Origin of the sequence: Roseibium sp. (assembly GCF_965232425.1) — a bacterium.
Taxonomy (GTDB): Bacteria; Pseudomonadota; Alphaproteobacteria; order Rhizobiales; family Stappiaceae; genus Roseibium.
Genome location: NZ_OZ246971.1, coordinates 6,244,914 through 6,268,510 on the forward strand (window position 1 = coordinate 6,244,914; position 23,597 = coordinate 6,268,510).

Consider the following 23,597-nt stretch of genomic DNA (forward strand, 5'->3'; position numbering starts at 1 on the left):
GATGCCGGCTATTGCGGAGGAATATGCTGTCGGATTTTCTCGAACACCGACCGGAACATGTCTTCGGTCAGACGTCCGGTGTTCGTGTTGTAGCGCGAGCAGTGATAGCTATCGAACAATGACATCTCACGGTCCGGAAGCTGATGCTCAGCGCAATGCGCAAACGGAAACGCGGCACGGCGCAGCTCCAGCGCCGTCAGGAAGGTCTCGTGCGCGATCCTTCCAAGCGCCAGGACGGCGCGGATCGACGGGTTGGCCGACAGCGTTGCAAGCAAATAGGGGCGGCACGCCTTGATTTCCGGGCCGGTCGGCTTGTTCTGCGGCGGCAGGCAGCGCACGGCGTTGGTGATCATGGCATCTTTCAGGACAAGACCATCGTCCGGGCGTGCAGCGTATGTTCCCTCCGCAAATCCGTATTCGAGCATCGTCTTGTAAAGAAGGTCGCCTGCGAAGTCGCCCGTGAACGGCCGTCCGGTGCAGTTGGCACCTTTCATGCCCGGCGCGAGACCGATGACCAGCAACCTGGGGTTTTCAGCTGAAAACGACGGCACAGGCGCGTTGTGCCAATCCGGATGCGCCGCCTGAAGCTCGTGACGCAAGGCGACGAGCCTCGGACAGACCGGGCAGTCCGGCGGCGGATCCGTTGGTCTCTGATTGTCTATCTGAGCCGGCATGACGGCGGCTTAGTAGTCATCATCCTCGTCGTCATCATCGACATGAGACGACATCTGCGGGCGCACGGGGCGCTCCGACGGATCACGGCCGATCTTGTTGGCAAGACTTGCCAGATCAATGAAGTGGTCGGCCTGGCGGCGAAGATCATCGGCGATCATCGGCGGCTGGGTCTTCAGCGTCGAAACGACACTGACCTTCCTGCCCTTGCGCTGAAGCGCCTCGACGAGCGAACGGAAATCGCCATCGCCGGAGAACAGCACAATGTGATCAACGGACTTGACAAGTTCCATGGCATCGACCGCAAGCTCGATGTCCATGTTGCCTTTGACCTTTCGGCGCCCGGCACTGTCGACGAATTCCTTCACCGGCTTGGTGATGACCTTGTAACCGTTGTAGTCCAGCCAGTCGATGAGCGGCCGGATCGACGAATACTCCTGATCCTCGATAAGCGCGGTGTAATAATATGCGCGCAGCAGATATGCCTGTCCCTGGAACTCCTTCAACAGCCGTTTGTAATCGATATCAAATCCGATCGCCTTGGCCGTCGAGTACAAGTTGGCTCCATCGATGAACAAAGCAACTTTTTCTCTAGCGTCAAACATATTAAGTGAAACCTTTCCGAGTTAAATGCGCTTTTGAATGTAAAGGAATGGTTGATCGGGCTCCCGCAGCCAGACCCATTGTGCCTTTCACCCGGCAAACGCATTTTTGCTGAGAATACATTTAACGCCTATCGCCGTTTTGCTCAGCTTATTGTTTTGATTTTCCCACCGACCCTATTGATTCTTATAGGTCCCCAGTAGTGCCCTACACTAAAAGATTGGACCGCTGCAATGCAAAAGACATTGGAGCCAAAAAAAATCGATAAAAAACCTGCAAAAAGCGGCTATCTCCTCTGAAATCCTCCAAGGGGTTGCTTTTTGGAATTGTGGTCACTATACGCTTTTTTTTCAAGTTCCTTTAGCCTATGGAGACGTCGAATGGCGCGCGTGACCGTCGAGGACTGCATCGACAAGGTCGAAAACCGGTTTGAGCTGGTGCTGCTTGCTGCGCATCGGGCCCGCATGATCTCAAGCGGATCTCCGCTCACGATCGACCGTGACAACGACAAGAACCCTGTCGTCGCACTGCGCGAGATCGCCGAGCAGACCGTCAGCCCGGAAGACATGAAAGAAGACCTGATCCACTCCCTCCAGAAGTTCGTGGAAGTGGACGAACCGGAAACCGAAGCCGTGCCTGTCGTTCCGTCCGCGAACCAGCACCAGGTTACCCAGGTCAACACTGTCGACGACAGTGCCGTGGAATTCGATCGCATGTCGGAAGAAGATCTTCTGCGCGGTCTGGAAGGTCTGGTGCCGCCGGAGCGCACCGACGACGTTTGAATTATCGTCAAGTTCCCGTCTGAAACGCAACCGCAAGGTGCACGCGTTTCAGGCGGATTTTGTTTTTCCTGCTGATGTCTCAGCCGGTTGCCTGGGTCGGTTGCGGCCATGATGCGTCAATACGAACTCGTTGAACGGGTTACACGCTATAACCCGGAAGCAGACGAAGCCTTGCTCAACAAGGCCTATGTCTATGCCATGCAGAAGCATGGCCCGCAGACGCGCGCATCCGGTGACCCCTATTTTTCACACCCGCTCGAAGTCGCCGCGATCCTGACGGATCTGCGTCTCGACGACGCGACGATCGCCGTCGCGCTGCTTCACGACACGATCGAGGACACCGATGCGACGCGCGCCGAGATCGACGCGCTTTTCGGCGAGGAAATTGGCAAGCTTGTCGAAGGGCTGACCAAGATCAAGCGGCTCGACCTTGTGTCGCAGAAGGCCAAGCAGGCGGAAAACTTCCGCAAGCTGCTTCTTGCCATCGCGGATGATGTGCGTGTCCTGCTCGTGAAGCTTGCCGATCGGCTGCACAACATGCGCACGCTTCAGCACATGCCCGCCCACAAGCGCGGCCGCATTGCGGAAGAAACCATGGAAATCTATGCGCCGCTCGCCGGCCGCATGGGTATGCATGACATGCGCGAGGAACTCGAGGACATATCGTTCCATACGCTCAACCCGGAAGCCTATGAGACGATCACCGACCGCCTGGCCGATCTGCGCGAGAAGAACCGCGATCTCATTGCCGACATCGAAACGACCCTGACGGAGCGGCTCAGCGAACGCGGCATGGCGGCGGAAGTCAGGGGCCGGGAAAAACGCCCCTACTCGATCTTCCGAAAAATGCAGCGCAAGGCGATCGGGTTCGAACAGCTTTCGGACATCTACGGCTTCCGCGTCACCGTGGGAACCGTGGAGGCATGCTACCGCGTGCTCGGTGTCATCCACACCACATGGCCGACGGTTCCCGGACGGTTCAAGGACTATATCTCCACGCCGAAGCAGAACGACTACAAGTCGATCCACACCACCATTGTCGGGCCTTCGCGCCAGAGGGTCGAACTACAGATCCGGACGATCTCCATGGACCGGGTCGCCGAATACGGCATCGCGGCCCATGCACTCTACAAGGATGGTGAACTGGGCGGACGGAACATCGCGCGCCACACCGAAGACTGCCGCGCTTTCGAATGGCTGCGGCGCACGACCGAACTGCTTGCCCAGGGCGACACGCCGGAAGAATTCCTGGAAAACACGAAACTCGAACTCTTTCACGACCAGGTCTTCTGTTTCTCGCCGAAAGGCCGTCTGATCGCGCTGCCGCGCGGCGCAACGCCGATCGACTTCGCCTATGCGGTCCATACCGGCATCGGCAACACCTGCGTGGGGTGCAAGATCAACGGCAAGATCATGCCGCTGGTGACGGAACTCCACAACGGTGACGAGGTCGAGATCATCCGCTCCGCCGCGCAGACCCCGCCACCGGCCTGGGAAGCGATTGCCGTTACCGGCAAGGCACGCGCCGCGATCCGCCGCGCGACCCGAGAATCGGTCCGCAAGCAATATGGTGCGCTCGGCGAACACATCCTGAAACGCGCCTTTGCCCGGGCAGACAAGGTGTTTTCGGAAGATCTGCTCGAAGCCGTGCTGGGCGAGCATCACCAGTCGAGCGTCGCCGATCTTCTGGCGGCGGTCGGGCGCGGCGATCTCAGCGCGCAACTGGTGCTCAAATCGGCGCACCCCGACTATCAGGATGAACGTGTTGCCATGGCCGGGCCGCCGGTGGAAGAAGGCTGGTTCGGACTGAAACAGGGGCACGGGCTGAAGTTCCGCATCCCGCCCGGGGAGCTTGACAACGGCAAGCCGCAGGCCGACGAGGACGATCAGCCGAGCGAAGGCCCGGCTCTGCCGATCCGCGGCCTGTCCGGCGACATACCCGTCAGTTTCGCGCCGGATGGCGGAGCCGTTCCGGGCGATCGGATCGTCGGTATCTTGACCCCGTCAGAGGGACTGACCATCTATCCCATACAATCGCCGTCGCTCAAGGAATTCGACGACCAGACCGAACGTTGGGTCGATGTCCGCTGGGACATCGACGTGAACAATCCGGAGCGCTTTCCGGCGCGACTGGACATATCGGCTGCCAACGAACCGGGATCACTTGCGGCGATTGCACAGGTTATCGGCGAGAACAGCGGAAATATCGACAATGTGAAAATGGTTCAACGTGCCCCGGACTTTCACCAGATGGTGATCGATCTCGAGGTCTGGGACCTGAAACACCTGAACCGGATCATCAATCAGTTGCGCTCAAAACCTAATGTATCAAGCGTCAACCGGGTTAATGGATAGCCGCAACATGACAGGGAGATTTTGATGAACCGCGACGAAGTGTTGACCTTGTTCCGCGAAGCCGGTGCGATCCTTGAGGGACATTTCATTCTGACGTCGGGTCTGCGCAGTCCGGTCTTTCTCCAGAAAGCCAGGGTGTTCATGTACCCGGACAAGACGGAAAAACTCTGCAAGGCGCTTGCCGAGAAGATCACGGCCAGCGGTCTTGGAAAGATCGACTATATCGTCTCCCCGGCCCTCGGCGGGCTGATACCGGGTTACGAAACGGCGCGGCATCTGGAGGTTCCGGCCATGTGGGTGGAACGGGAAGACGGCGAATTCAGACTGCGCCGCTTCGACATGCCCGAAGGCGCCCGGGTGATCGTTGTTGAGGATATAGTTACCACAGGTCTATCGAGCCGCGAGACGGTAACTTCGTTGAAAGCTCTTGGTGCTGAAGTCCTTGCCGTGGCCTGCCTGATCGACCGGTCCGGAGGCGAAGCCGATGCCTCTGTTCCCATCGTCGCGTTGGCCGAATACAAGGTACCTGCTTACGAGCCGGACAAACTTCCCCCGGAACTGGCCGCCCTGCCCGCGGTCAAACCGGGAAGCCGGGGCTTGAGCTGAACAACAATAAGCTGCTGACAGGACGCGACACGAATTCATGCTGTTTCAACGCCGAAATAGACCCTCGCGCATCGAGCGCTTTCGCGTTGCGGTCTGGCCGCGGAACAGCTGGTCGCGTTCGACACGGTATTTCGGCAAACGCGTCCTGCGCCTGACGGCAACGCCGCATGCCATCGCGATCGGTTTTGCCGCCGGTGCCTTTGCGTCCTGCACCCCGCTGGTGGGTTTCCACTTCCTGACGGCGTTCGTCTTTGCCTATGCCGTGCGCGGCAACATGATTGCGGCAGCGCTCGGGACCTCCATCGGCAATCCGTTGACCTTTCCGTTCATCTGGGCATCGACCTTCAAGATCGGCCAGTGGATCCTGCACGGAAGAGCCCCGAAAGCAGACCCGCATCAGGTTCATCAGCGTTTCCAGGAAGGACTGTTCGAACGGTCGCTGGATTCGCTCTGGCCGATGCTGAAGCCGATGTTCATCGGCGCGGTCCCGCTCGGGCTGGTGGTCAGTACGGTCTCCTACATCATCGTGTACAAGAGCGTCGAGGTCTATCAGCGCAAGAGGCGTCAGACCCTCGCCGACAGGGGAAAACCTCCCTATTCGGGCGGCGCGTCGACGCTCGAGGATGACGGCAGCGGTTGAGTTTTGCCGGAACGACCCCAATTAAGTGCCCAGAACTTCTCAGGAAACGGGTCCGCGACAGAATGATCTTAGGGATAGGCAGCGATCTGATCGACATCAGGCGGATCGAAAAGACGCTGGAACGCTTCGGCGACCGGTTCACCAACCGGGTTTTCACGGAAATCGAACGGGCAAAATCCGACAGGCGCGCGCAGCGTGCCGCCTCCTATGCGAAGCGTTTCGCCGCCAAGGAGGCCTGTTCCAAAGCGCTGGGAAGCGGAATCCGGATGGGCGTCGCCTGGCGGGAAATGGGCGTGGTCAACCTGCCGAGCGGCAAGCCGACGATCTCGTTGCAGGGCGGCGCGGCCGAGAGGCTGGCCGCCATGACGCCGACCGGCTTCAGGACGACAATCGACTTGACGATCACCGACGATTTTCCGCTCGCACAGGCATTTGTCGTGATCTCGGCTTGGCCCTCCGACTGGCCTTTCCCGCCATCAACAGATTCCCGGTGACCTGCGGTTTCATGACGGTAGACAGCACATTGCGTCAACCGGCATGAACCGTTAAGAGTCGCGCTCGGGTGTCGCCCCGAAAACCCGATCCACCGCAAATTGCTTTAAGGGAAAACATGAGCGTGTCTGAAAACAAGAAAGACAAGGACGGCGGTCTGTACGAGACCGTGAAGGTTGTCGTCCAGGCACTGTTGCTTGCCCTGATCGTTCGCACGTTTCTTTTCCAGCCGTTCAACATTCCCTCCGGTTCCATGAAAGACACGTTGCTGATCGGCGACTATCTTTTCGTTTCCAAATACAGCTACGGGTATTCCAGGTATTCGTTTCCCTTCGGGATCGTGCCTTTTTCAGGCCGCGTCTGGTCCGCCGACCCCAAGCGCGGCGATGTAGCCGTCTTCAAGCTGCCCACCGACACGTCCATCGACTACATCAAGCGCGTAATCGGCCTCCCCGGCGACACGATCCAGGTTCGGGACGGTGTTGTCTTCATCAACGGAGAAGCGGTCAAGCGCGAGCAGATCGACGACTACATCGAAACGTCTGCATCAGGCGCAGTCCGCCGGGTACCGCGGTTCCGGGAAACGCTGCCCAATGGCGTATCCTACGACACGTTGGACCTGACCACGCGCGGGCAGCTGGACAACACCCGCGAATACACCGTGCCCGAAGGGCACTATTTCATGATGGGCGACAACCGTGACAATTCGGTCGACAGCCGTGTCCTGTCCAAGGTGGGATACGTGCCGCTCGAGAATTTCATGGGACGCGCTGAAATCCTGTTCTTCTCCATCGGCGACGGAACGCCGGCCTGGCAAATCTGGACCTGGCCGTGGACCGTGCGCTGGGACCGGATCGGCAAGACCCTCTAGCTCTGCGTTTACCCGCGGAAGGCCAAAGCAGGCCGTATGACACAGAACCAGAAGAAAAACGCGGTATCGGCCCTCAAGGCGGCGCTGCAGTACGAATTCAGCGACCTGGAGCTGCTCCGGGTCGCGCTGACGCATGCGAGCGCCCTCGCCCCGTCCGAGACCGTTTCGGGAAGCTACCAGAGACTGGAGTTCCTGGGCGACCGGGTCCTGGGGCTCGTCGTCGCCTCCATGCTGCACGAGCACTTTCCCAAGGCCGATGAAGGCGAACTCGCCCGCCGCTTCAACCACATGGTCAAACGCGAGACCTGTGCCGAGATCGCGCAGGAGCTGGGTGTCGGAGACGCCATGCGGATCGGCCTCGCGGAAGCACAGACCGGCGGCAGGAAAAAGACGGCCCTGCTCGCCGATATCTGCGAAGCGGTAATTGCCGCAATCTACCTAGACGGGGGATATGCAGCAGCCGAAACCTTCGTCAGGCGCCTTTGGGAGCCGCGTATGTTATCCTGGACAGGTCCCCTGCGGGACGCGAAGACAACGTTGCAGGAATGGGCGCAATCGAAGAGCCTGCCGACGCCGCGGTACGAGGTCACCGACCGCGACGGGCCTGATCACGCCCCTAATTTCACGGTCGCGGTCATCGTGCAGGGATTGGCCCCGGGCGAAGGCAAGGGTGGCTCCAAGCGGATCGCCGAACAAAGCGCGGCCGAGACCGTCTTGCGCCGGGAAGGTGTCTGGAAGGAATGACGTTCCATTGAGTGAAGAAGAAAAATCCACCGACGAGGGCACCGAATTCGTTCCGGAAAAGGGCCGGTTCGATATCCCCCTGCCTGCACCGCTCGGCGAAATGCCGAAAGACACGAAAGCCGGTTTCATTGCCCTGATCGGCGCGCCGAACGCCGGCAAGTCGACCCTGATCAACCAGCTCGTGGGCACCAAGGTGTCCATCGTCACGCATAAGGTTCAGACCACGCGCTCCATCATTCGCGGCGTTGCCATGCACGGCAATGCCCAGCTGGTCTTCATCGACACGCCGGGGATCTTCAAGCCCAAGCGCCGCCTCGACCGGGCTATGGTCGACACCGCATGGGGCGGTGCGCGTGACGCCGATCTGATCGCGCTGCTGATCGATGCGCGCAAGGGCATTGACGAGGAAGTGGAGAACATCCTCAAGCGTCTCAAGAACCAGTCCGCGCCCAAGGTGCTGATCCTCAACAAGACGGATGTCGCGAGGCGCGAGAAGCTGCTGCAGATCGCCCAGCAGGCAAACGAATATCTCGACTTCGAGGAAACCTTCATGGTGTCCGCCCTGACCGGCGACGGCACCCAGACGATCCTGGACCATTTCGCTTCGAAGCTTCCGGACGGCCCGTGGCTCTATCCGGACGACCAGCCGTCGGATCTGCCCCTGCGCATTCTTGCGGCGGAGATCACGCGCGAAAAGCTGTTCGAACGCCTGCACCAGGAACTGCCTTACATTTCGACGGTGGAAACCGAGCAGTGGCAAAGCCGCAAGGACGGATCGGCGCGCATCGAACAAACGATCTATGTCGAGCGCGACAGCCAGAAAAGCATCGTTCTGGGCAAGCGCGGCCAGACGATCAAGGCGATTTCGAAGGCCGCGCGGGAAGAACTGTCCGATATCATCGAAGCGCCCGTGCACCTGTTCCTTTTCGTGAAAGTGCGCGAAAACTGGGCGGACGATCCGGAGCGCTACCGGGAAATGGGTCTCGAGTTTCCCAAGTAGGTGGGTGTTTGGCCGGGCACGATCGGGACAGTCCGGCGGCAGAACAAGGTGTTTCCGTTGGAGTGGACGAGCCGCGGGGTGGTGCTGACCACGCGCAAACACGGCGAGAACGATGTCATCCTGGAAGTCCTGACGCTCGACCATGGACGGCATCTCGGGCTGGTGCGCGGTGGGCGCTCGCAGCGCAACCGGCCCGTGCTGCAGCCGGGAAACGAACTCGACCTGACCTGGAAGGCGCGTCTTTCGGACCATCTCGGTATTTTTGCGCTCGAGCCGCAGACGCTACGCGCGGGCCAGCTGATGACGAACGCGATCGGACTTGCCGGATTGCAGCATCTCGCCTTCCTGCTGAAACTCCTGCCGGAGCGACATCCCTACCCGCATCTTTATGACGCGCTCAATGTGGTTCTGGAGCATCTCGATGCGCCCGATGCCGCCGCCGCGCTGCTCATCCGCTTCGAACTGGAACTGCTGCGCGATCTGGGCATGGGGCTCGATCTCACGTCCTGCGCGGCGACGGGGCAGAGCGAAGACCTTGTCTATGTCTCACCGAAGTCAGGGCGCGCGGTCAGCCGCGATGCGGGCAAGCCCTATCACGACCGGATGCTGCCCCTGCCCTCGTTCCTGCTGGAGGGCCAGCGCCAGGCTGGCTCTGAACTGACCTGGACAGATGTCACGGAAGGTTTTGCGCTGACATCGTTCTTCGTGTCCAGCCATCTGCGCGAGCGCGGCAATCCGGACCCCGGCACGCGCCAGCAGCTGCTCGGTGCCCTGGAACGGCGCTACCGCGAGGACTTTCCCTGGAATTTCTGACGGGCCGGACCAGCGCAACCGGCATGCGACGATGTTGTGCGGCTTCAGTGCTCGTTTCAAGTGCGAAATCCGTTGAAAATCAGCCATTCCGCTTGCCAATTGCCCGGTCTCGAATTGCGGAGCCGGAGTGAAACGGTTAGCTAACAGATATGGGAAAAGAGACGACACCACCACCGAGCGGCATCGAGGGGATCAACCTCAAGGATGCACTTGAAGAACGCTATCTGGCCTATGCCCTTTCCACGATCATGCACCGGGCTCTGCCGGATGTCCGCGACGGGCTGAAACCGGTTCACAGACGCCTGCTCTACGCCATGCGCCTGTTGAAGCTGGACCCGGGAGCAGGCTTCAAGAAATGCGCACGCGTCGTGGGCGACGTCATCGGTAAATACCACCCGCACGGGGACCAGGCGGTCTATGATGCGCTTGTGAGGCTTGCCCAGGACTTTGCGCAGCGCTATCCGCTGATAGACGGCCAGGGCAACTTCGGCAATGTCGACGGCGACAATGCCGCGGCCATGCGCTACACCGAAGCGCGCATGACCGACACGGCCAAGCGCCTGCTCGACGGTCTTGATGAAAACGCTGTTGATTTCCGCGAGACCTATGACGGCGAGGACAAGGAACCCATCGTCCTGCCCGGCGGGTTTCCGAACCTGCTCGGAAACGGGTCCTCCGGCATTGCCGTCGGAATGGCCACCTCGATCCCGCCGCACAATGCGTTTGAACTCTGCCAAGCCTGTCTGCATCTGATCAAGAATCCCAGGGCCGAAGTCGACGAGTTGCTGGAATACATCAAGGGTCCGGACTTTCCGACCGGCGGGCTGCTTGTCTCCGATCAGGGATCGATCCGCGAGGCTTATGCGACCGGGCGCGGCAGTTTCCGCATCCGCGCACGCTGGGAGGTCGAGGATCTCGGCCGCGGCCAATGGTCGATCGTCGTCACGGAAATTCCCTATCAGGTGCAGAAATCGCGGCTGATCGAAAAAATCGCTGAGCTGCTGACCGCGCGCAAATTGCCTCTGCTTGATGATGTGCGCGATGAATCGGCCGAAGACATCCGCATCGTGCTCGTGCCCCGGTCGCGCAATGTCGACGCCAACCTGCTCATGGAATCGCTGTTCAAGCTGACCGACCTGGAAAACCGGTTTTCGCTGAACATGAACGTCCTGTCGATGGGCAAGGTGCCCATGGTGATGGGCCTGAAGCAGGTGCTCCGCGAGTGGCTGGACCATCGCAAGGTCGTCCTGATCCGGCGCTCTGAGCACAGGCTCGGACAGATCAACCACCGGCTGGAGGTTCTTGCCGGCTATCTGATCGCCTACCTGAACCTCGATGAGGTGATCCGGATCATCCGCGAGGAGGACGACGCCAAGGCCGAGCTGATCCGAACGTTCGAGCTCACCGATGTGCAGGCAGAAGCCATCCTCAACATGCGGCTGAGATCCCTGCGCAAGCTTGAAGAGCTGGAGATCCGCAAGGAACACGAGAAACTCACTGAGGAGAAGGACGAACTGACGAAGCTGCTCGGTTCGGACGCGCGCCAATGGACGCGCATTTCCAAGGAAATCGCCGAGATCTCCAAGGTTTACGGGCCAGAGACCGAGATCGGCAAGAGACGCACGGACAAGGCCGAGGCTCCCGAGGCCGACCTTGTCGACATCCAGCAGGCGATGATCGAGAAGGAACCGATCACCGTCATCATTTCCGAAAAAGGCTGGATCCGCGCGCTCAAGGGGCATCAGAGCGACCTTTCCACGCTCTCCTTCAAGCAGGGCGACAAGCTGAAACTGTCCTTCCACGCCGAAACGACGGACAAGATCCTCGTCTTCTCGACCGGCGGCAAGTTCTTCACCCTTGGCGCGGACCGCCTTCCGGGCGGGCGCGGGCACGGCGAACCGATCCGGCTCATGGTGGAAATGGACGAGGCGCAAGACGTGGTGAACGCGTTCGTTCACAAGCCGGGGCGCAACCTGCTTGTGTGCAACAACGAGGCACGCGGGTTCGTCGTCGGCGAGAACGACGTGATCGCGAACACGCGCAAGGGAAAACAGGTTCTCAACCTGACCGCACCAACGGAGGCAACGCTCTGCGTGGACGCGACAGGAGATCATGTTGCGATCATCGGTGAAAACCGGAAGCTTCTGGTCTTCCCGCTGGCACAGGTGGCGCAGATGGGCCGAGGACGAGGCGTGCGGCTGCAGCGTTACCGCGACGGAAAAGTCGCCGACATCCGGGTGTTCAAGGCGGAAGACGGCCTGACCTGGACCGACAGTTCGGGGCGCAGCTTCACGCGGACGATGGACGAACTGGCCGACTGGCGTGGGGATCGCGGCAATGCCGGACGTCTGCCGCCGACCGGCTTCCCGCGTTCCAACAAGTTCGGTCCGGGATCGCTCTAAGTCAGATGCCGGTACTGGCGGCGGTCAACCGCCGCCACGCGCCCGGGGTCATGCCATACGCGCGCCTGAAATGCCGGTTCATGTGGCTCTGATCGGCAAAACCGCTTTCAAGTGCCACCGCGGCAAGGGGTTCCCCGTTGGATAGAAGCTGCCTTGCATGCGTGAGGCGACGCATGAGCAGATACCGGTGCGGGCTTGTGCCGTAAGCCCGCTTGAATTGCCGCGACAAGGTATAGCGATCAAGATCCGCCAGCCTTTCCAGATCGCTTACCCGAACAGGGTCCCTGAAACTCTCCTTCAGGAAGTCGGCACACTTTTCCAGGGCGGCCCGGTCCGTTGGACCCTCAGACCTGCTCGTGCCAGTGTCGCCTACCCTGCGAAGGCCGGCAGCAAGCTCCGCAAGAACCGAACTGCGCCTGAGGTCCCCCATTTCCGTCTCGATGTCTTCAAGCGACTCCCGCAGGACTGCCTGCAGCTGCGGGTCGGTGAAAACGGGATCCGCGAGATGAGGCAGACTCCCGGTCCCTGGCCCTTCCAGCGCACCGCGAATGTCTTCCGGCTGAATGTAAATCATGCGATAGCGCAGACCGCTTTCCGTTCCCGCGCCTCCGTCGTGCAGTTCGTCTGGATGAATGACGATGATCTGCCCCGGCAGCGAGGCATGTGATTTCCCGCGATAGCGGAACGTCTGCACACCGTTCAGCGTCAGACCGATCGCGTAGGTATCGTGCCTGTGCGGGTCGAAACCCTTGCCCGTGAACCTGGCTTCAATTCGTTCGATTCCGCTCTCGACAGGGGCAATCCGGATCGAGTCACTGTTCGTGGTGCACAAACGTTCAAGACCCGCGTCTCCATCCGGCGCAAGGTTGGCGCGAACCCTTGCCGATCTGATGCCCTGCGTGGAGTTTTCCCTCATGTTTGATACCAAGTTTGTCGTCGTTGTCCGTGAAGACATGGCCGTCTGGCAAAAGCTCAATGTAACGGCGTTTCTGTCGACCGGGATCGCCGCGGCAAAGCCGGACCTCATCGGTGAAGCCTACCGCGACGCAGAAGGTAACAGCTATCACTCCATGAGCATCCAGCCAATCATCATCCTGTCCGCCGATGAGATGCTGATCAGGAAGATCCACGCAAGAGCGCTTCAAAGAGGCGTGAAATCAAGTCTTTACATCGAAGACATGTTTGCGACCGGACACGATGTTGCAAACCGGGCGGTCTTCGAAAAATTCGCACCGGACGATGCGCGCGTGGTCGGGATCGCGTTCCATGCGGACAAGAAGATTGCCGACAAGATCACCAAGGGCGCGCGCATGCATGCCTGACGGCCCCTGTCAGTTTCTGCAAGATTCCATGATGGTCCCCCTCGACGGATCAGGCCGGAGCGGGCAATCTGTCTGCCGACCGAGTCAGGGGAAGACATGATCGCGCCGTTCACCTTCAATACCAGCCAACGCATCGTGTTCGAGAACGGAGCAGCGTCGAAACTTGCAGACGTCGCCGCGTTCTGTCTTGGACAGCGGCCTTTCATCGTTACCGATCCAGGCATCGTTTCGCTGGGTCTGCACACACCCGCTCTGGATGCACTGACGCGGGCGGGGCTCGATGTCGGGCAATTCACGGACGTTGTCGCGGATCCGCCAAGGGCGCTGGTCGAAAAGGCCGTGGCGGCCGCAAAGTCGCATCAGGCAACCTGCGTCGTCGGATTCGGTGGCGGATCTTCTCTCGACGTCGCCAAGCTCGTCGCGCTGCTTGCCCAGAGCGGTGAAGATCTGGACGAAGCCTGGGGGATCGGCAACGCCAGGGGTCCGCGCCTGCCGCTCGTTCTGATCCCCACAACTGCGGGAACCGGATCCGAGGTCACGCCGATATCGATCATTACGGTTGGTGAGGAAGAAAAACGCGGTGTCGTCTCCCCGCTCCTGCTGCCGGATATCGCGGTGCTCGATCCCTTGCTGACGCTGGGATTGCCCGCAGCCGTTACTGCGGCGACCGGGATCGACGCCATGGTGCACGCGATCGAAGCCTATGCCTCAAGGTCATCGAACAACAATCCGGTCTCACGGACACTGTCGGTCGAAGCGCTGCGTCTTCTGGGGGCAAATATCGAAACGGCGGTCACCACACCTCAAAACGAGGACGCAAGGGGCCGCATGCTGCTCGGCTCCATGTTTGCCGGAATGGCCTTTGCCAATTCACCTGTCGCAGCCGTCCACGCTCTTGCCTATCCGCTTGGCGGAACGTTCCACATTCCCCACGGGCTCTCGAACGCGCTGGTTCTTCCGCATGTCCTAAGGTTCAACAACAGCGTCGCATCGGCAACCTATGCCGAGATTGCCCCCACCCTCTTTCCCGAATTGTCGGGCGTAGCGGACCCGCATGCGCGCGCAGACGCGTTTGCCGAAAAGCTTTCGGAACTTGCCGCGAAGCTCGGACTGCAAACCCGGCTAAGCGAACTGAGCATCACCGAAGAAGACGTTCCCAAACTCGCGCGGGACGCCATGAAACAGACCCGGCTTCTGGTCAACAATCCGCGCGAACTGACAGAGGCGGACGCCTTGGATATCTACAGATCCGCGCTATGAATTCCACAAGTTATCCACAGGATATGCGACCAACGCCACTTTCGAGAAGCGCCTTCCGGGTGTTTCGAGAAATCCCCACACGGTGGATGGATGTGGACATTTATGGCCATGTGAACAATGTCCAGTACCTGAGCTTCTTCGACACGGCCGTAAACGGCTGGTACGTCGACAATGGCATTCTCGATCCGCGAACCGGTGCCGAGGTCTTTCTCGTTGTCGAAACCGGGTGTCACTACTTTTCGGAGTTGACATTTCCGTCGACTGTTTCTGCAGGTCTCAGAATCGAGAAACTCGGCTCCAGCTCTGTGGTTTTCCGCATCGGTTTGTTTGCCGGCAAAGAAGACCAGACAGCGGCCCATGGCCGGTTTGTTCACGTGTTGGTCGACCGGGAAACCCGTCGGCCGGTTCACATTCCAGGCGAAACGCGGAGCATTCTAACAAGTTTGTTGGCGTAGGAAATGCAATCTCGCCGAGCGGGCACCCGTCCAGAGGTTTTCATCAGCCTGTCCACGGGAAAACCGGTTGAACAGCGCCGTCATGGTGGCGTGTAAACTCACAGGCAATCCACAAGTTATCCGCAACATGTCAACAGAACGCGAAAACCCGGTTGCGGTGCGTTTTCAACATGTGGAAAACGCGGATCAGCCCAAGTTCTTCATAAGACGGGATTTCTCGCGCTGCCAGTCTCGCTTCTTCTCTGTTTCGCGCTTGTCGTGCAGCTTTTTCCCCCGCGCAAGGGCCAGTTCGAGCTTTGCCCGGCCCTTGTCGTTAAAATAAAGCTTAAGTGGCACAATTGTCTTGCCCTCCTTCTGCACGGCACCGGCCAGCTTGCCGATTTCCCGTTTGTGCAGAAGCAGTTTGCGCGGACGCCGGGGCTCGTGGTTGAACCGGTTCGCCTGCAGATATTCCGGGATATAGACGTTGTAGATCCAGATTTCACCGCCATATTCGGCCGCGTAGGATTCGGCAATGTTCGCCTTCCCGTTGCGCAGAGACTTCACCTCCGTGCCCCGCAGCTCGATACCAGCCTCGAGCGTATCTTCGATTTCATAGTTGAAACGGGCCTTCCGGTTGTCGGAAATGATTTTCCGTCCCGGATCGCCTCCCTTTTTCGAAGCCATTCTCGTCCTTCAGGGCATGACGCCCTGCTCGCTCAGTTGATCAGACCCGCATGCGCCATGGCGTCGCGGATCTCGGCCCTGGTTTCCTCGGTCACCGGAACGAGAGGCAAGCGCATTTCCTCTTCGATCTTGCCGAGTACTGAAAGCGCATACTTCGACCCGCCGGGGCTCGGTTCGAGGAAAAGCGCACGGTGCAACGGCGCGAGCCGGTCCTGATATTCGAGCGCCTTTGCAAAATCACCCGCCAGTGTCGCGGCCTGAAACTCCGAACAAAGGCGCGGCGCAACATTCGCCGTGACGGAGATGCAGCCGACGCCGCCATGTGCGTTGAACGCCAGGGCGGAAATGTCCTCGCCGGACAGCTGATTGAACTCGGGACCGCAAAGATGCCGCTGCCGGCTGGTCTTGGACAAGTCCGCGGTCGCGTCCTTGACACCCTTGATGTTCGTGCAGGTCTCGTAAAGTTCGGCCATTGTTTCCGGTGTCATGTCGATGATCGACCGCCCCGGAATATTGTAGATGATGATCGGCAGACCGACCGCATCGTTCACCGCCTTGAAATGCGCTTTCAGCCCGGCCTGATTCGGCTTGTTGTAGTAGGGCGTCACGACCAGCAAACCGTCTGCCCCCGCCTTTTCGGCGTGCTGGGCAAAATCGATGGCTTCAACTGTGTTGTTGGATCCTGCACCGGCAATTACCGGCACGCGTCCCGCAGCCGCTTCAATGCAAAGCTCGATCACCCGTTTGTGCTCGTCATGGCTCAAGGTCGGACTTTCGCCGGTGGTGCCGACAGGAACAAGACCGTTGGAGCCTTCCTGTATCTGCCACTCGACAAAATCCTGAAACCGTTTCTCATCAAGCGCTCCGTCCTTGAACGGGGTAATCAGCGCTGGAATGGAGCCTTTGAACATCTCGGTTTCCTCTTGGATGAGTCGTGTTTTTCCGGGCAACGGCGATTGCCCTGTCTCATTGGACGCGCAACATACTCATCCGCTGCAAAAGGGGCAATGCTTGCGTTGCTGTTCAGCCGGATTCGCTCCCTTTATTCGGCACAATGCGCCTTTTCAGAGACACCTCGCTCGGCGCGATCGGCAAGATACGGTGTTTTCCTATTGGCAGAGCATCTGGCCTGCCCCTATCTTTCTGGAAAACAGAACCAGGAAACGCTTTCGGAGACAATCAATGAGCACCGCGCCTGAAGACGCGCACTCTGCCGGCGCGCAAACGCCGCCCTCGCAGCCGCGGGATTTCACCTGGCAGAGCGCCGACGGACTTACCCTTCATGGCCGCGACTGGGTTGTGGACATGCCTGACGACACGGCCGGCATTCCGGTCATCTGCCTGCCAGGTCTTTCCAGAAACTCACGTGATTTCAATGATATAGCAAGTTTCCTTCAGAAGCAGAATCATCACGTCATCGCGCTGGACTACCGGGGCCGCGGCAAAAGCGATTGGGATGCGGACTGGCGGAACTATGCGCTTCCGGTCGAGGAAAACGACATCGCTCTTGCGATTGAGAAACTCGGCTTGAAACGGTTCGCCGTCCTCGGAACCTCCCGGGGTGGGCTCCACGCCCTCGTCATGGCCGGCCGCTATTCCGCAGAACAGATGGCCGGCGTCATTTTCAACGACGTCGGGCCGCATATCGAGATGCGCGCGATCCATCGAATCGCGGCGACACTGGGTCACCGGATGAGCGCACGCTCACTTGCTGAGGTCGCCGACAACCTGAAACACACGATCGGACACCAGTTTCCGGCATTTGAGCACAAAGACTGGCTGAAACTCGCAAGCCAACTTGCCTCCGAGACTTCCGACGGTGTCGTCATGGACTATGACCCCGCCCTCGCCCATCAATTCGCCAGCCTGGACGATGCGGCGCCCGCACCCGATCTCTGGCCGCTTTATGACAGGCTGCTCGATCGTCCGGTGATGGTGATTCACGGTGAAAAATCTGATCTGCTCAGCCCGGAAACCTGCGATCGGATGATCGAAACGCATCCGAATGCCCGGCTCAGGACAATTCCCGGCCAGGGTCATGCGCCGGTGCTTTGGGAAACGGAGACGCACGAAGCGGTCGCACGATTTTTGAAGGAGCTTTAGGCCGGAGAGCCGCAGTTGCTCTGGTATCGGCGGCACTGACAACTCGCTTGGCACCCAACGGATTGAAATCCCGGGCTTTTTTGAGTCTTGAAACAAGAAAGAAAACCCGGCGTTTCCGCCGGGTTTTCCATCAAACCTCGATTGAGGATTGATTAGAACGTACGCTGCATACGAACACCGAAGAGGAGTTCGTCGAAGTCGTTGTCGGAGTTTCCGCCGGTGCCACCGATGGAGTTGTTGGCGTAACCAACGTCTGCACCCATGACGAAACCGGAAACCGGCTGCCACTGTACGGAACCGTCGATTGCCCAACGGTCGATGTCGCCGAAGGAGGAAGAGCTGTCTACGTCTACGTGAGCGTAGGAGCCGTCCATTGCGAGACCGATGGTCGGAGTAGCCTGGACGTAAATACCAGCAGACAGGGAGTAACCAGAGTTGGTGTCTCCGTCCGGAGCGTAGTCGGATACGCCGGTCAGGCCAGTGATGCCGTTACCGATGTAGGACAGTGCGCCGTCAGCATAGAAGCCCTGGAAGAAGATGTTGGAACCGGAGTTGGCGAACGGCAGGTTGACGTTCACGCCGGCGCCGATTGCCCAGCCGAGGCTGTCTTCATCGCCAGAAGCGTTGGTGCTGTTGAAGGCAGCGTCAGGATAAACCTGGTGCAGAGCAGCGGAGAGCTGTGCAGCACCCCAGCCCTGGGATACGCCGAGAGCAGCAACGATGTCAGGCATACGGGTTCCGCCGTAAGCGCCAACTTCACGACCGGAACGATCTTCGAGAGCGAGCGTTGCGGAGAAGCCGTTGCCGAAAGCAGCGGTGTATGCGAGCTGGTTGACCGTGGAGTCGGACCAGTCACGCGTGACAACACCCATGAACACCTGACCGGTGTAGATGTTGAAGTTAGAACCGAGGTAACCAGCTGTCAGGCCGCCCCACTGGATGTAACCAGCGTCCAGCTTGAAGCCGCTTGCACCGTTGGTGATGTCCATACGCAGACCGACATATGCACGCAGGGTGCCGAATTCAGTAGCGTTACGAGCATCGAGGTATGCGTAACCGCGCGTCAGCCAGGAATAGCCGTCGGAGTCACGAGCGCCCCATGCACCCGGTGTGTCGTCGTCATCCAGAACGTTGTTGATCACGAACTGCGTACGCAGACGGCCACCAACGCGCAGGCAGGTTTCGGTGCCCGGGATGTAGTAGAAGCGAGAGCCGTAAGCGTCACAGACGCGAACGTAGTCGACCGGCTCCGGAGCAACCGGAAGATCGGCCGCCTGAGCGGTGGTAGCGGTAGCAGCAGCTGCTACGCCGAGCATCAAGCCCTTGAGTTTCATTTCTGACCTCCAATCAGTCATTTCAATTGGCACTAAAAACAGAAGCGCCATTTGTCCCCGCGAATTAAGTCTGCGTTTGCTTCCGATCGGAGGTTGGATGTCCGTGGCATGCAAACCAGTGCGGCTCGAAGCCGCTCGCACCATGACCATACGCATCCACATTTGCGGTTCAACATCGAATACGCGTTCGACCCTGCCCGAGCGCTGTTTTCAAAAACCGGTGTTGCGCGAATGTCACAAAATTGGGGGAGATCTTTAGAAACTGTTAGGAAATGAGCGCTCTAGAGCCTCTCCTAGCGGCACAAAACGACGCTTTCGTTTTACGCAGCTGGGGCGAGTCACCGCAAATTTGAGCTGAGAATCGACAAATCCAAAAAGGAGACGGCCCAGCAGATTGGAGCCTGCCGGGCCGCATGACTGACCGGAGTTCAGAAACTCTCAGTCAGGATTCTAACCGTTAGATTAGAATGTCCGCTGCATACGAACACCGAAGAGGAGTTCGTCAACATCCGTCGAACCCGTTGCGCCAGAGGCAGGGTTGTCGAAGCTGGTGTTGGAGTAACCGATGTCGGCACCCATCACGAAACCGGAAACCGGCTGCCACTGTACGGAACCGTCGATTGCCCAACGGTCGATGTCGCCCAGAGCAGACGTGCCCGAGTCGATGTGAGCCCACGAACCGTCAGCTGCAAGACCGATGGTCGGCGTTGCCTGAACGTACAGACCAGCAGACAGGGAGTAACCGGAGTTGGTGTCACCGTTGCTGTCGTAGTCAGACGGAGAGTAGGTCGTTCCGCCCGTAGTGACTTCAAAGCCGGTGATGCCGTTACCGATGTAGGACAGTGCGCCGTCAGCGTAGAAGCCCTGGAAGTAGATGTTGGAACCGGAGTTCGCGAACGGCAGGTTGATGTTCACACCGGCGCCGATTGCCCAGCCGAGGCTGTCTTCATCGCCAGAAGCGTTGGTGCTGTTGAAGGCAGCGTCAGGATAAACCTGGTGCAGAGCAGCGGAGAGCTGTGCAGAACCCCAACCCTGGGAAACGCTGAGGGCAGCAACAACGTCAGGCATACGGGTTCCGCCGTAGTCGCCGACTTCGCGGCCGGAACGGTCTTCCAGAGCCAGCGTTGCGGAGAAGCCGTTGCCGAAAGCAGCGGTGTAAGCGAGCTGGTTGACCGTGGAGTCGGACCAGTCACGCGTGACAACACCCATGAACACCTGACCGGTGTAGATGTTGAAGTTGGAGCCGAGGTAACCAGCTGTCAGGCCGCCCCACTGGATGTAACCAGCGTCCAGCTTGAAGCCGCTGTTGCCGTTGGTGATGTCCATACGCAGACCGACATACGCACGCAGGGTGCCGAATTCGGTAGCGTTACGGGCATCAAGGTATGCGTATCCACGCGTCAGCCAGGAATAGCCGTCCGCGTCGCGGTTCTGCCAGCCGGACGTTGTGTCGAAGTCGTCGTTGTCGAGAACGTTGTTGACAACGAACTGCGTACGCAGACGGCCACCAACACGCAGGCAGGTTTCGGTGCCCGGGATGTAGTAGAAGCGAGAACCGTAAGCGTCACAGACGCGAACGTAGTCAACCGGCTCCGGAGCAACCGGAAGATCGGCCGCCTGAGCGGTGGTAGCGGTAGCAGCAGCTGCCACGCCGAGCATCAAGCCCTTGAGTTTCATTTTGACCTCCAAACAGTCATTTCAATTAGAGCCTCACCCCGCCCAAAATGACGTGACAAGGTCTACCCCCGCGATTTTCTAGAAAAACAACTCAATTGCTCATCATTTGAATTATTTTCCGAGACGAATACTCGTTATCGCGACTTCCTTAAAACCAGATCCATCTCCCAGCTTCAAGCCAAAAACATGCTCAGGTTGTACAACTCAAACGGGATGTGTTATTTTGGCAACAAATTAAATTACTGTTTTTTATTGTTTTTCGATTCCAGATTTCAAAATACCGCAGAATTCTGCCGATTTTACGTAGAATGCCAGAGATTGTAAAATACAATCTCCGTTTGCGAATCTTCAGGTTGTATTTGACAAGCTCAGGCCGTCACAAAAGTATAATATTTTGTATATTTAATATAAAAATTAATCAAACATGGCTATTTTTAGTAGAAATCATATTTGTTTTTCATTTTTCCGATATTTAATTACTATTTCTATTTATTTTATACTTATGCAATCGACTTGCGCGCAATACGCGAGCAGTCGTTACTTTCGATTACCTTAAGTTAGCTTTTCAGAATGCGTGCGGATACGCTCTCCTGGCCGCGAATTGCAACGGCGACCCGCGTTGCCAGCAAGTTTGACGGGGAAATTTTATTATATTTTTCAGATATTTAACGCATCATGAACGAAACAGATGCACTTCCGCCAATCGCGTCGAGGATCGTCACGTGTGCGTAACCAGGCGCTTCCGGTTGCCAGACAAGTTGATTCTGCAACGCATCCAGGCGATGCGGCCGGCCATTGACAAGAATCGCGTAAGGGCCCGTCCCGCCTTTGAATTTCACGACAATGGGTTGTGCTGCCCCAAGCTCCCCCAGACTTGTACCGAAACCCAGATCCAGCTCTGCTCCCGCTGGCGGATAGGAGATCGACAACTTGTCCTTCATGCGGTCAGCGGCGCGGCCCGCCGATGTGCGCGCATAGCGCAAGGATACGGGCACGGCACCATCGAGCAGTGCACCGACAGCCGCAGGATAGACCGGCAGGGTTTCCCGGTTCGGACCGAGCTTTTGAAAGACTTCGTGGAGGATCGGCACGGCCGTTTTTTGCCCCGTCTGCCCGGGAACGGGAGACCCGTCGGGCCGCCCGACCCAGACTGCGGCGACGAATCGGCCGTCATACCCGACCGCCCATGCGTCCCTGTAGCCGTATGAAGTCCCGGTCTTGTAGGCAATATGGTGCGATTGTGCGCTTCTCGGCTGCGGCATCCCGATCAGGATGTCGCTCACCATGACCGCAGCCTTTTCAGATAGAACGCGTCCGCCGGACTTAACGCCAGCCACGGGCAGACATGCGTCGCGGCAAGCCACCAGGCGGGTTTTCTCACCCCCCCTTGCCAATGCCGCGTAGGCCTGCGTCAACTCGCCCAGCGTGAGCCCGAGCCCGCCCAGACTGACGGCCAGCCCTGCGGATCTTCTTCTGTCCAGGACCGGCCGCACACCAGCCCGCCCGAGACGTGACATGAGTCTTGCCGGGCCGACAGCCTCCAGCAGCTGCACTGCCGGCGTGTTCAGGGAAAGCTGAAGCGCCTCGCGAAGTGTGACCGTGCCCTGATAGGCGCGATCGAAGTTTGTCGGGCGATAGCCGCCAAAGCTGACCGGTCTGTCCGCAATCAGGCTCTCCGGCACACCGATCCCCTCCTCGAAGGCCAGACCGTAAATGAACGGCTTCAGGGTCGACCCCGGGGACCGGACCGCGCGCGTCATGTCAATGTGTCCCAGCCGTGCCTCGTCGAGAAGATCGGGGGCGCCGATTCTGGCCAGGATTTCACCGCTGGCGTGATCGGCAACCACGAGCGCGAGCGACACCGGCGCAGGAAAGTCGGCGACACGCCGCCGCGCCTGCACCTCAAGCGTTGCCTGCAGGTCCCGGTCCAGGGTGAGCCGATGCGCGACCTTCTCCGGTGCATTTTTCCGTGCGTGCCGGCTCTCGTGGGGCGCGATCAACGGCATAGCGTGGCGACGCGTCCGCACCGGTTCCGCAGAGGCAGATGCCGCTTCGGCCGACGACACCACGCCCCGCGATGCCGCAACGGCGAGAACGCGATTGCGCGCCGCGCGCGCGTTTTCGGCGAACCTGTCGGGCCTGCGTGTTTCCGGACTTTGCGGCAACGCGACGAGCAATGCCGCTTCGGCGGACGTCAGGCGTCCGGGTTCCTTGCCGAACCATGTCAGGCTCGCCGCCCGCACGCCCTCCAGGTTTCCACCGAAGGGAGCGCGCATGACATAGAGACGAAGGATGTCTTCCTTCGTGAACGTCTCCTCAAGCTGGATCGCGCGCAGGATCTGCTCGTATTTGCGCCGAACACTTTTTGTCGGTTTTTCCTCAAGCAGGCGGGCGACCTGCATCGTCAGCGTCGAGCCGCCCGAAACGATGCGTCCCGCGCGCACGCTGTAAGCGGCGGAGCGCAGAAGCGCACGCGCATCAATGCCGCCATGCTCGAAGAAGCGCTTGTCCTCGAAAGCGAGCAGCATGTCGAAATAGATCGGGTCTATGTCACCCAGTTCCACCGGCAGCCGCCATTTGTCGTCGTCGCTGACGAAGGCCCTCAGCAGACGATCGTCGCGGTCGAGCACAACGACCGAGAGCGGCAGGTCAGCAACACCGGGCGGTTCCGGCAGGGACGAGTAGTCGCCATGGACCTTCCATGCAGCCAAAGCGGAGGACACGGCGCAGAAGAAACCGGCCGCGACGAGCGATCGCCTGTAGTTCAGCTTCTTCTTTTGCCGCGAACGCTTCAGCATGC

At 59.2% G+C, this 23,597-nt stretch carries 22 protein-coding genes; 14 read left to right on the forward strand and 8 right to left on the reverse strand.

From position 1 onward, the window contains the following. Positions 1-8: 8 nt before the first annotated feature. On the reverse strand, positions 9-674 hold the full coding sequence (locus ACO08A_RS28505; RefSeq protein ID WP_422039218.1) for a uracil-DNA glycosylase: 666 nt from the start codon (positions 672-674) through the stop codon (positions 9-11). Between the two features lie 9 nt (positions 675-683). Beyond that, entirely contained in the window at positions 684-1,277 is a 594-nt protein-coding gene (locus ACO08A_RS28510) for an NYN domain-containing protein (RefSeq protein ID WP_422039219.1), read from the reverse strand. A gap of 378 nt (positions 1,278-1,655) precedes the next feature. On the opposite strand from ACO08A_RS28510, the gene rpoZ reads away from it, so the two are divergent. The 10 genes from rpoZ to parC all read left to right on the forward strand — a co-directional run bounded on the left by rpoZ (position 1,656) and on the right by parC (position 11,980). Continuing rightward, positions 1,656-2,057: a DNA-directed RNA polymerase subunit omega gene (gene rpoZ / locus ACO08A_RS28515; RefSeq protein WP_306145198.1), complete on the forward strand. Its 402-nt coding sequence runs from the start codon at positions 1,656-1,658 to the stop codon at positions 2,055-2,057. Between the two features lie 108 nt (positions 2,058-2,165). Continuing rightward, complete coding sequence (locus ACO08A_RS28520) at positions 2,166-4,412, forward strand: RelA/SpoT family protein (RefSeq protein ID WP_422039220.1); 2,247 nt, start codon at positions 2,166-2,168, stop codon at positions 4,410-4,412. A 24-nt stretch (positions 4,413-4,436) separates the two neighbouring features. Further along, positions 4,437-5,018: an orotate phosphoribosyltransferase gene (gene pyrE / locus ACO08A_RS28525; protein WP_422039221.1), complete on the forward strand. Its 582-nt coding sequence runs from the start codon at positions 4,437-4,439 to the stop codon at positions 5,016-5,018. Positions 5,019-5,055: 37 nt separating this feature from the next. Beyond that, positions 5,056-5,658: a DUF2062 domain-containing protein gene (locus ACO08A_RS28530; protein ID WP_422039222.1), complete on the forward strand. Its 603-nt coding sequence runs from the start codon at positions 5,056-5,058 to the stop codon at positions 5,656-5,658. Between the two features lie 62 nt (positions 5,659-5,720). Then, positions 5,721-6,152, forward strand: coding sequence for a holo-ACP synthase (acpS, locus tag ACO08A_RS28535; RefSeq protein WP_422039223.1), 432 nt, complete (start codon positions 5,721-5,723; stop codon positions 6,150-6,152). A gap of 116 nt (positions 6,153-6,268) precedes the next feature. Then, entirely contained in the window at positions 6,269-7,021 is a 753-nt protein-coding gene (lepB, locus tag ACO08A_RS28540; RefSeq protein ID WP_422039224.1) for a signal peptidase I, read from the forward strand. Positions 7,022-7,057: 36 nt separating this feature from the next. Next, a complete protein-coding gene (gene rnc / locus ACO08A_RS28545; protein WP_422039225.1) occupies positions 7,058-7,765 on the forward strand; it encodes a ribonuclease III in 708 nt (235 codons plus the stop codon). Positions 7,766-7,865: 100 nt separating this feature from the next. After that, complete coding sequence (era, locus tag ACO08A_RS28550) at positions 7,866-8,765, forward strand: GTPase Era (protein ID WP_422041834.1); 900 nt, start codon at positions 7,866-7,868, stop codon at positions 8,763-8,765. Positions 8,766-8,822: 57 nt separating this feature from the next. Further along, on the forward strand, positions 8,823-9,578 hold the full coding sequence (gene recO, locus ACO08A_RS28555) for a DNA repair protein RecO (RefSeq protein ID WP_422039226.1): 756 nt from the start codon (positions 8,823-8,825) through the stop codon (positions 9,576-9,578). A gap of 149 nt (positions 9,579-9,727) precedes the next feature. Further along, complete coding sequence (parC, locus tag ACO08A_RS28560) at positions 9,728-11,980, forward strand: DNA topoisomerase IV subunit A (RefSeq protein WP_422039227.1); 2,253 nt, start codon at positions 9,728-9,730, stop codon at positions 11,978-11,980. Position 11,981: 1 nt separating this feature from the next. Here parC and ACO08A_RS28565 read toward each other — a convergent pair whose 3' ends face one another. After that, on the reverse strand, positions 11,982-12,896 hold the full coding sequence (locus ACO08A_RS28565) for an AraC family transcriptional regulator (protein WP_422039228.1): 915 nt from the start codon (positions 12,894-12,896) through the stop codon (positions 11,982-11,984). Between ACO08A_RS28565 and ACO08A_RS28570 the strand changes: the two genes are divergently transcribed. The 3 genes from ACO08A_RS28570 to ACO08A_RS28580 all read left to right on the forward strand — a co-directional run bounded on the left by ACO08A_RS28570 (position 12,895) and on the right by ACO08A_RS28580 (position 15,017). Beyond that, positions 12,895-13,302: a DUF2000 family protein gene (locus ACO08A_RS28570; RefSeq protein ID WP_422039229.1), complete on the forward strand. Its 408-nt coding sequence runs from the start codon at positions 12,895-12,897 to the stop codon at positions 13,300-13,302. The two genes, ACO08A_RS28565 and ACO08A_RS28570, sit on opposite strands and share 2 nt — an antisense overlap. Positions 13,303-13,398: 96 nt before the next feature. Further along, on the forward strand, positions 13,399-14,562 hold the full coding sequence (locus ACO08A_RS28575) for an iron-containing alcohol dehydrogenase (RefSeq protein WP_422039230.1): 1,164 nt from the start codon (positions 13,399-13,401) through the stop codon (positions 14,560-14,562). Between the two features lie 86 nt (positions 14,563-14,648). Beyond that, positions 14,649-15,017 carry an acyl-CoA thioesterase gene (locus ACO08A_RS28580; RefSeq protein ID WP_422039231.1) on the forward strand — a complete coding sequence of 123 codons (369 nt, stop codon included), beginning with the start codon at positions 14,649-14,651 and terminating at the stop codon, positions 15,015-15,017. A gap of 186 nt (positions 15,018-15,203) precedes the next feature. On the opposite strand, the gene smpB is transcribed toward ACO08A_RS28580, so the two are convergent. Beyond that, complete coding sequence (gene smpB, locus ACO08A_RS28585; RefSeq protein ID WP_319386839.1) at positions 15,204-15,683, reverse strand: SsrA-binding protein SmpB; 480 nt, start codon at positions 15,681-15,683, stop codon at positions 15,204-15,206. A gap of 32 nt (positions 15,684-15,715) precedes the next feature. Continuing rightward, on the reverse strand, positions 15,716-16,594 hold the full coding sequence (dapA, locus tag ACO08A_RS28590) for a 4-hydroxy-tetrahydrodipicolinate synthase (RefSeq protein WP_422039232.1): 879 nt from the start codon (positions 16,592-16,594) through the stop codon (positions 15,716-15,718). Between the two features lie 271 nt (positions 16,595-16,865). Here dapA and ACO08A_RS28595 point away from each other — a divergent pair, with 271 nt between their 5' ends. Next, positions 16,866-17,786 carry an alpha/beta fold hydrolase gene (locus ACO08A_RS28595; RefSeq protein ID WP_422039233.1) on the forward strand — a complete coding sequence of 307 codons (921 nt, stop codon included), beginning with the start codon at positions 16,866-16,868 and terminating at the stop codon, positions 17,784-17,786. A gap of 152 nt (positions 17,787-17,938) precedes the next feature. On the opposite strand, the gene ACO08A_RS28600 is transcribed toward ACO08A_RS28595, so the two are convergent. The 3 genes from ACO08A_RS28600 to pbpC form a co-directional block, all read right to left on the reverse strand. Beyond that, positions 17,939-19,120 (reverse strand): porin, encoded by a 1,182-nt coding sequence (locus ACO08A_RS28600; protein ID WP_421982418.1) that lies wholly within the window; start codon positions 19,118-19,120, stop codon positions 17,939-17,941. A gap of 462 nt (positions 19,121-19,582) precedes the next feature. Then, entirely contained in the window at positions 19,583-20,797 is a 1,215-nt protein-coding gene (locus tag ACO08A_RS28605) for a porin (RefSeq protein ID WP_421982417.1), read from the reverse strand. Between the two features lie 665 nt (positions 20,798-21,462). Next, positions 21,463-23,595 (reverse strand): penicillin-binding protein 1C, encoded by a 2,133-nt coding sequence (gene pbpC, locus ACO08A_RS28610; protein WP_422039234.1) that lies wholly within the window; start codon positions 23,593-23,595, stop codon positions 21,463-21,465. Between the last annotated feature and the right edge of the window lie 2 nt (positions 23,596-23,597).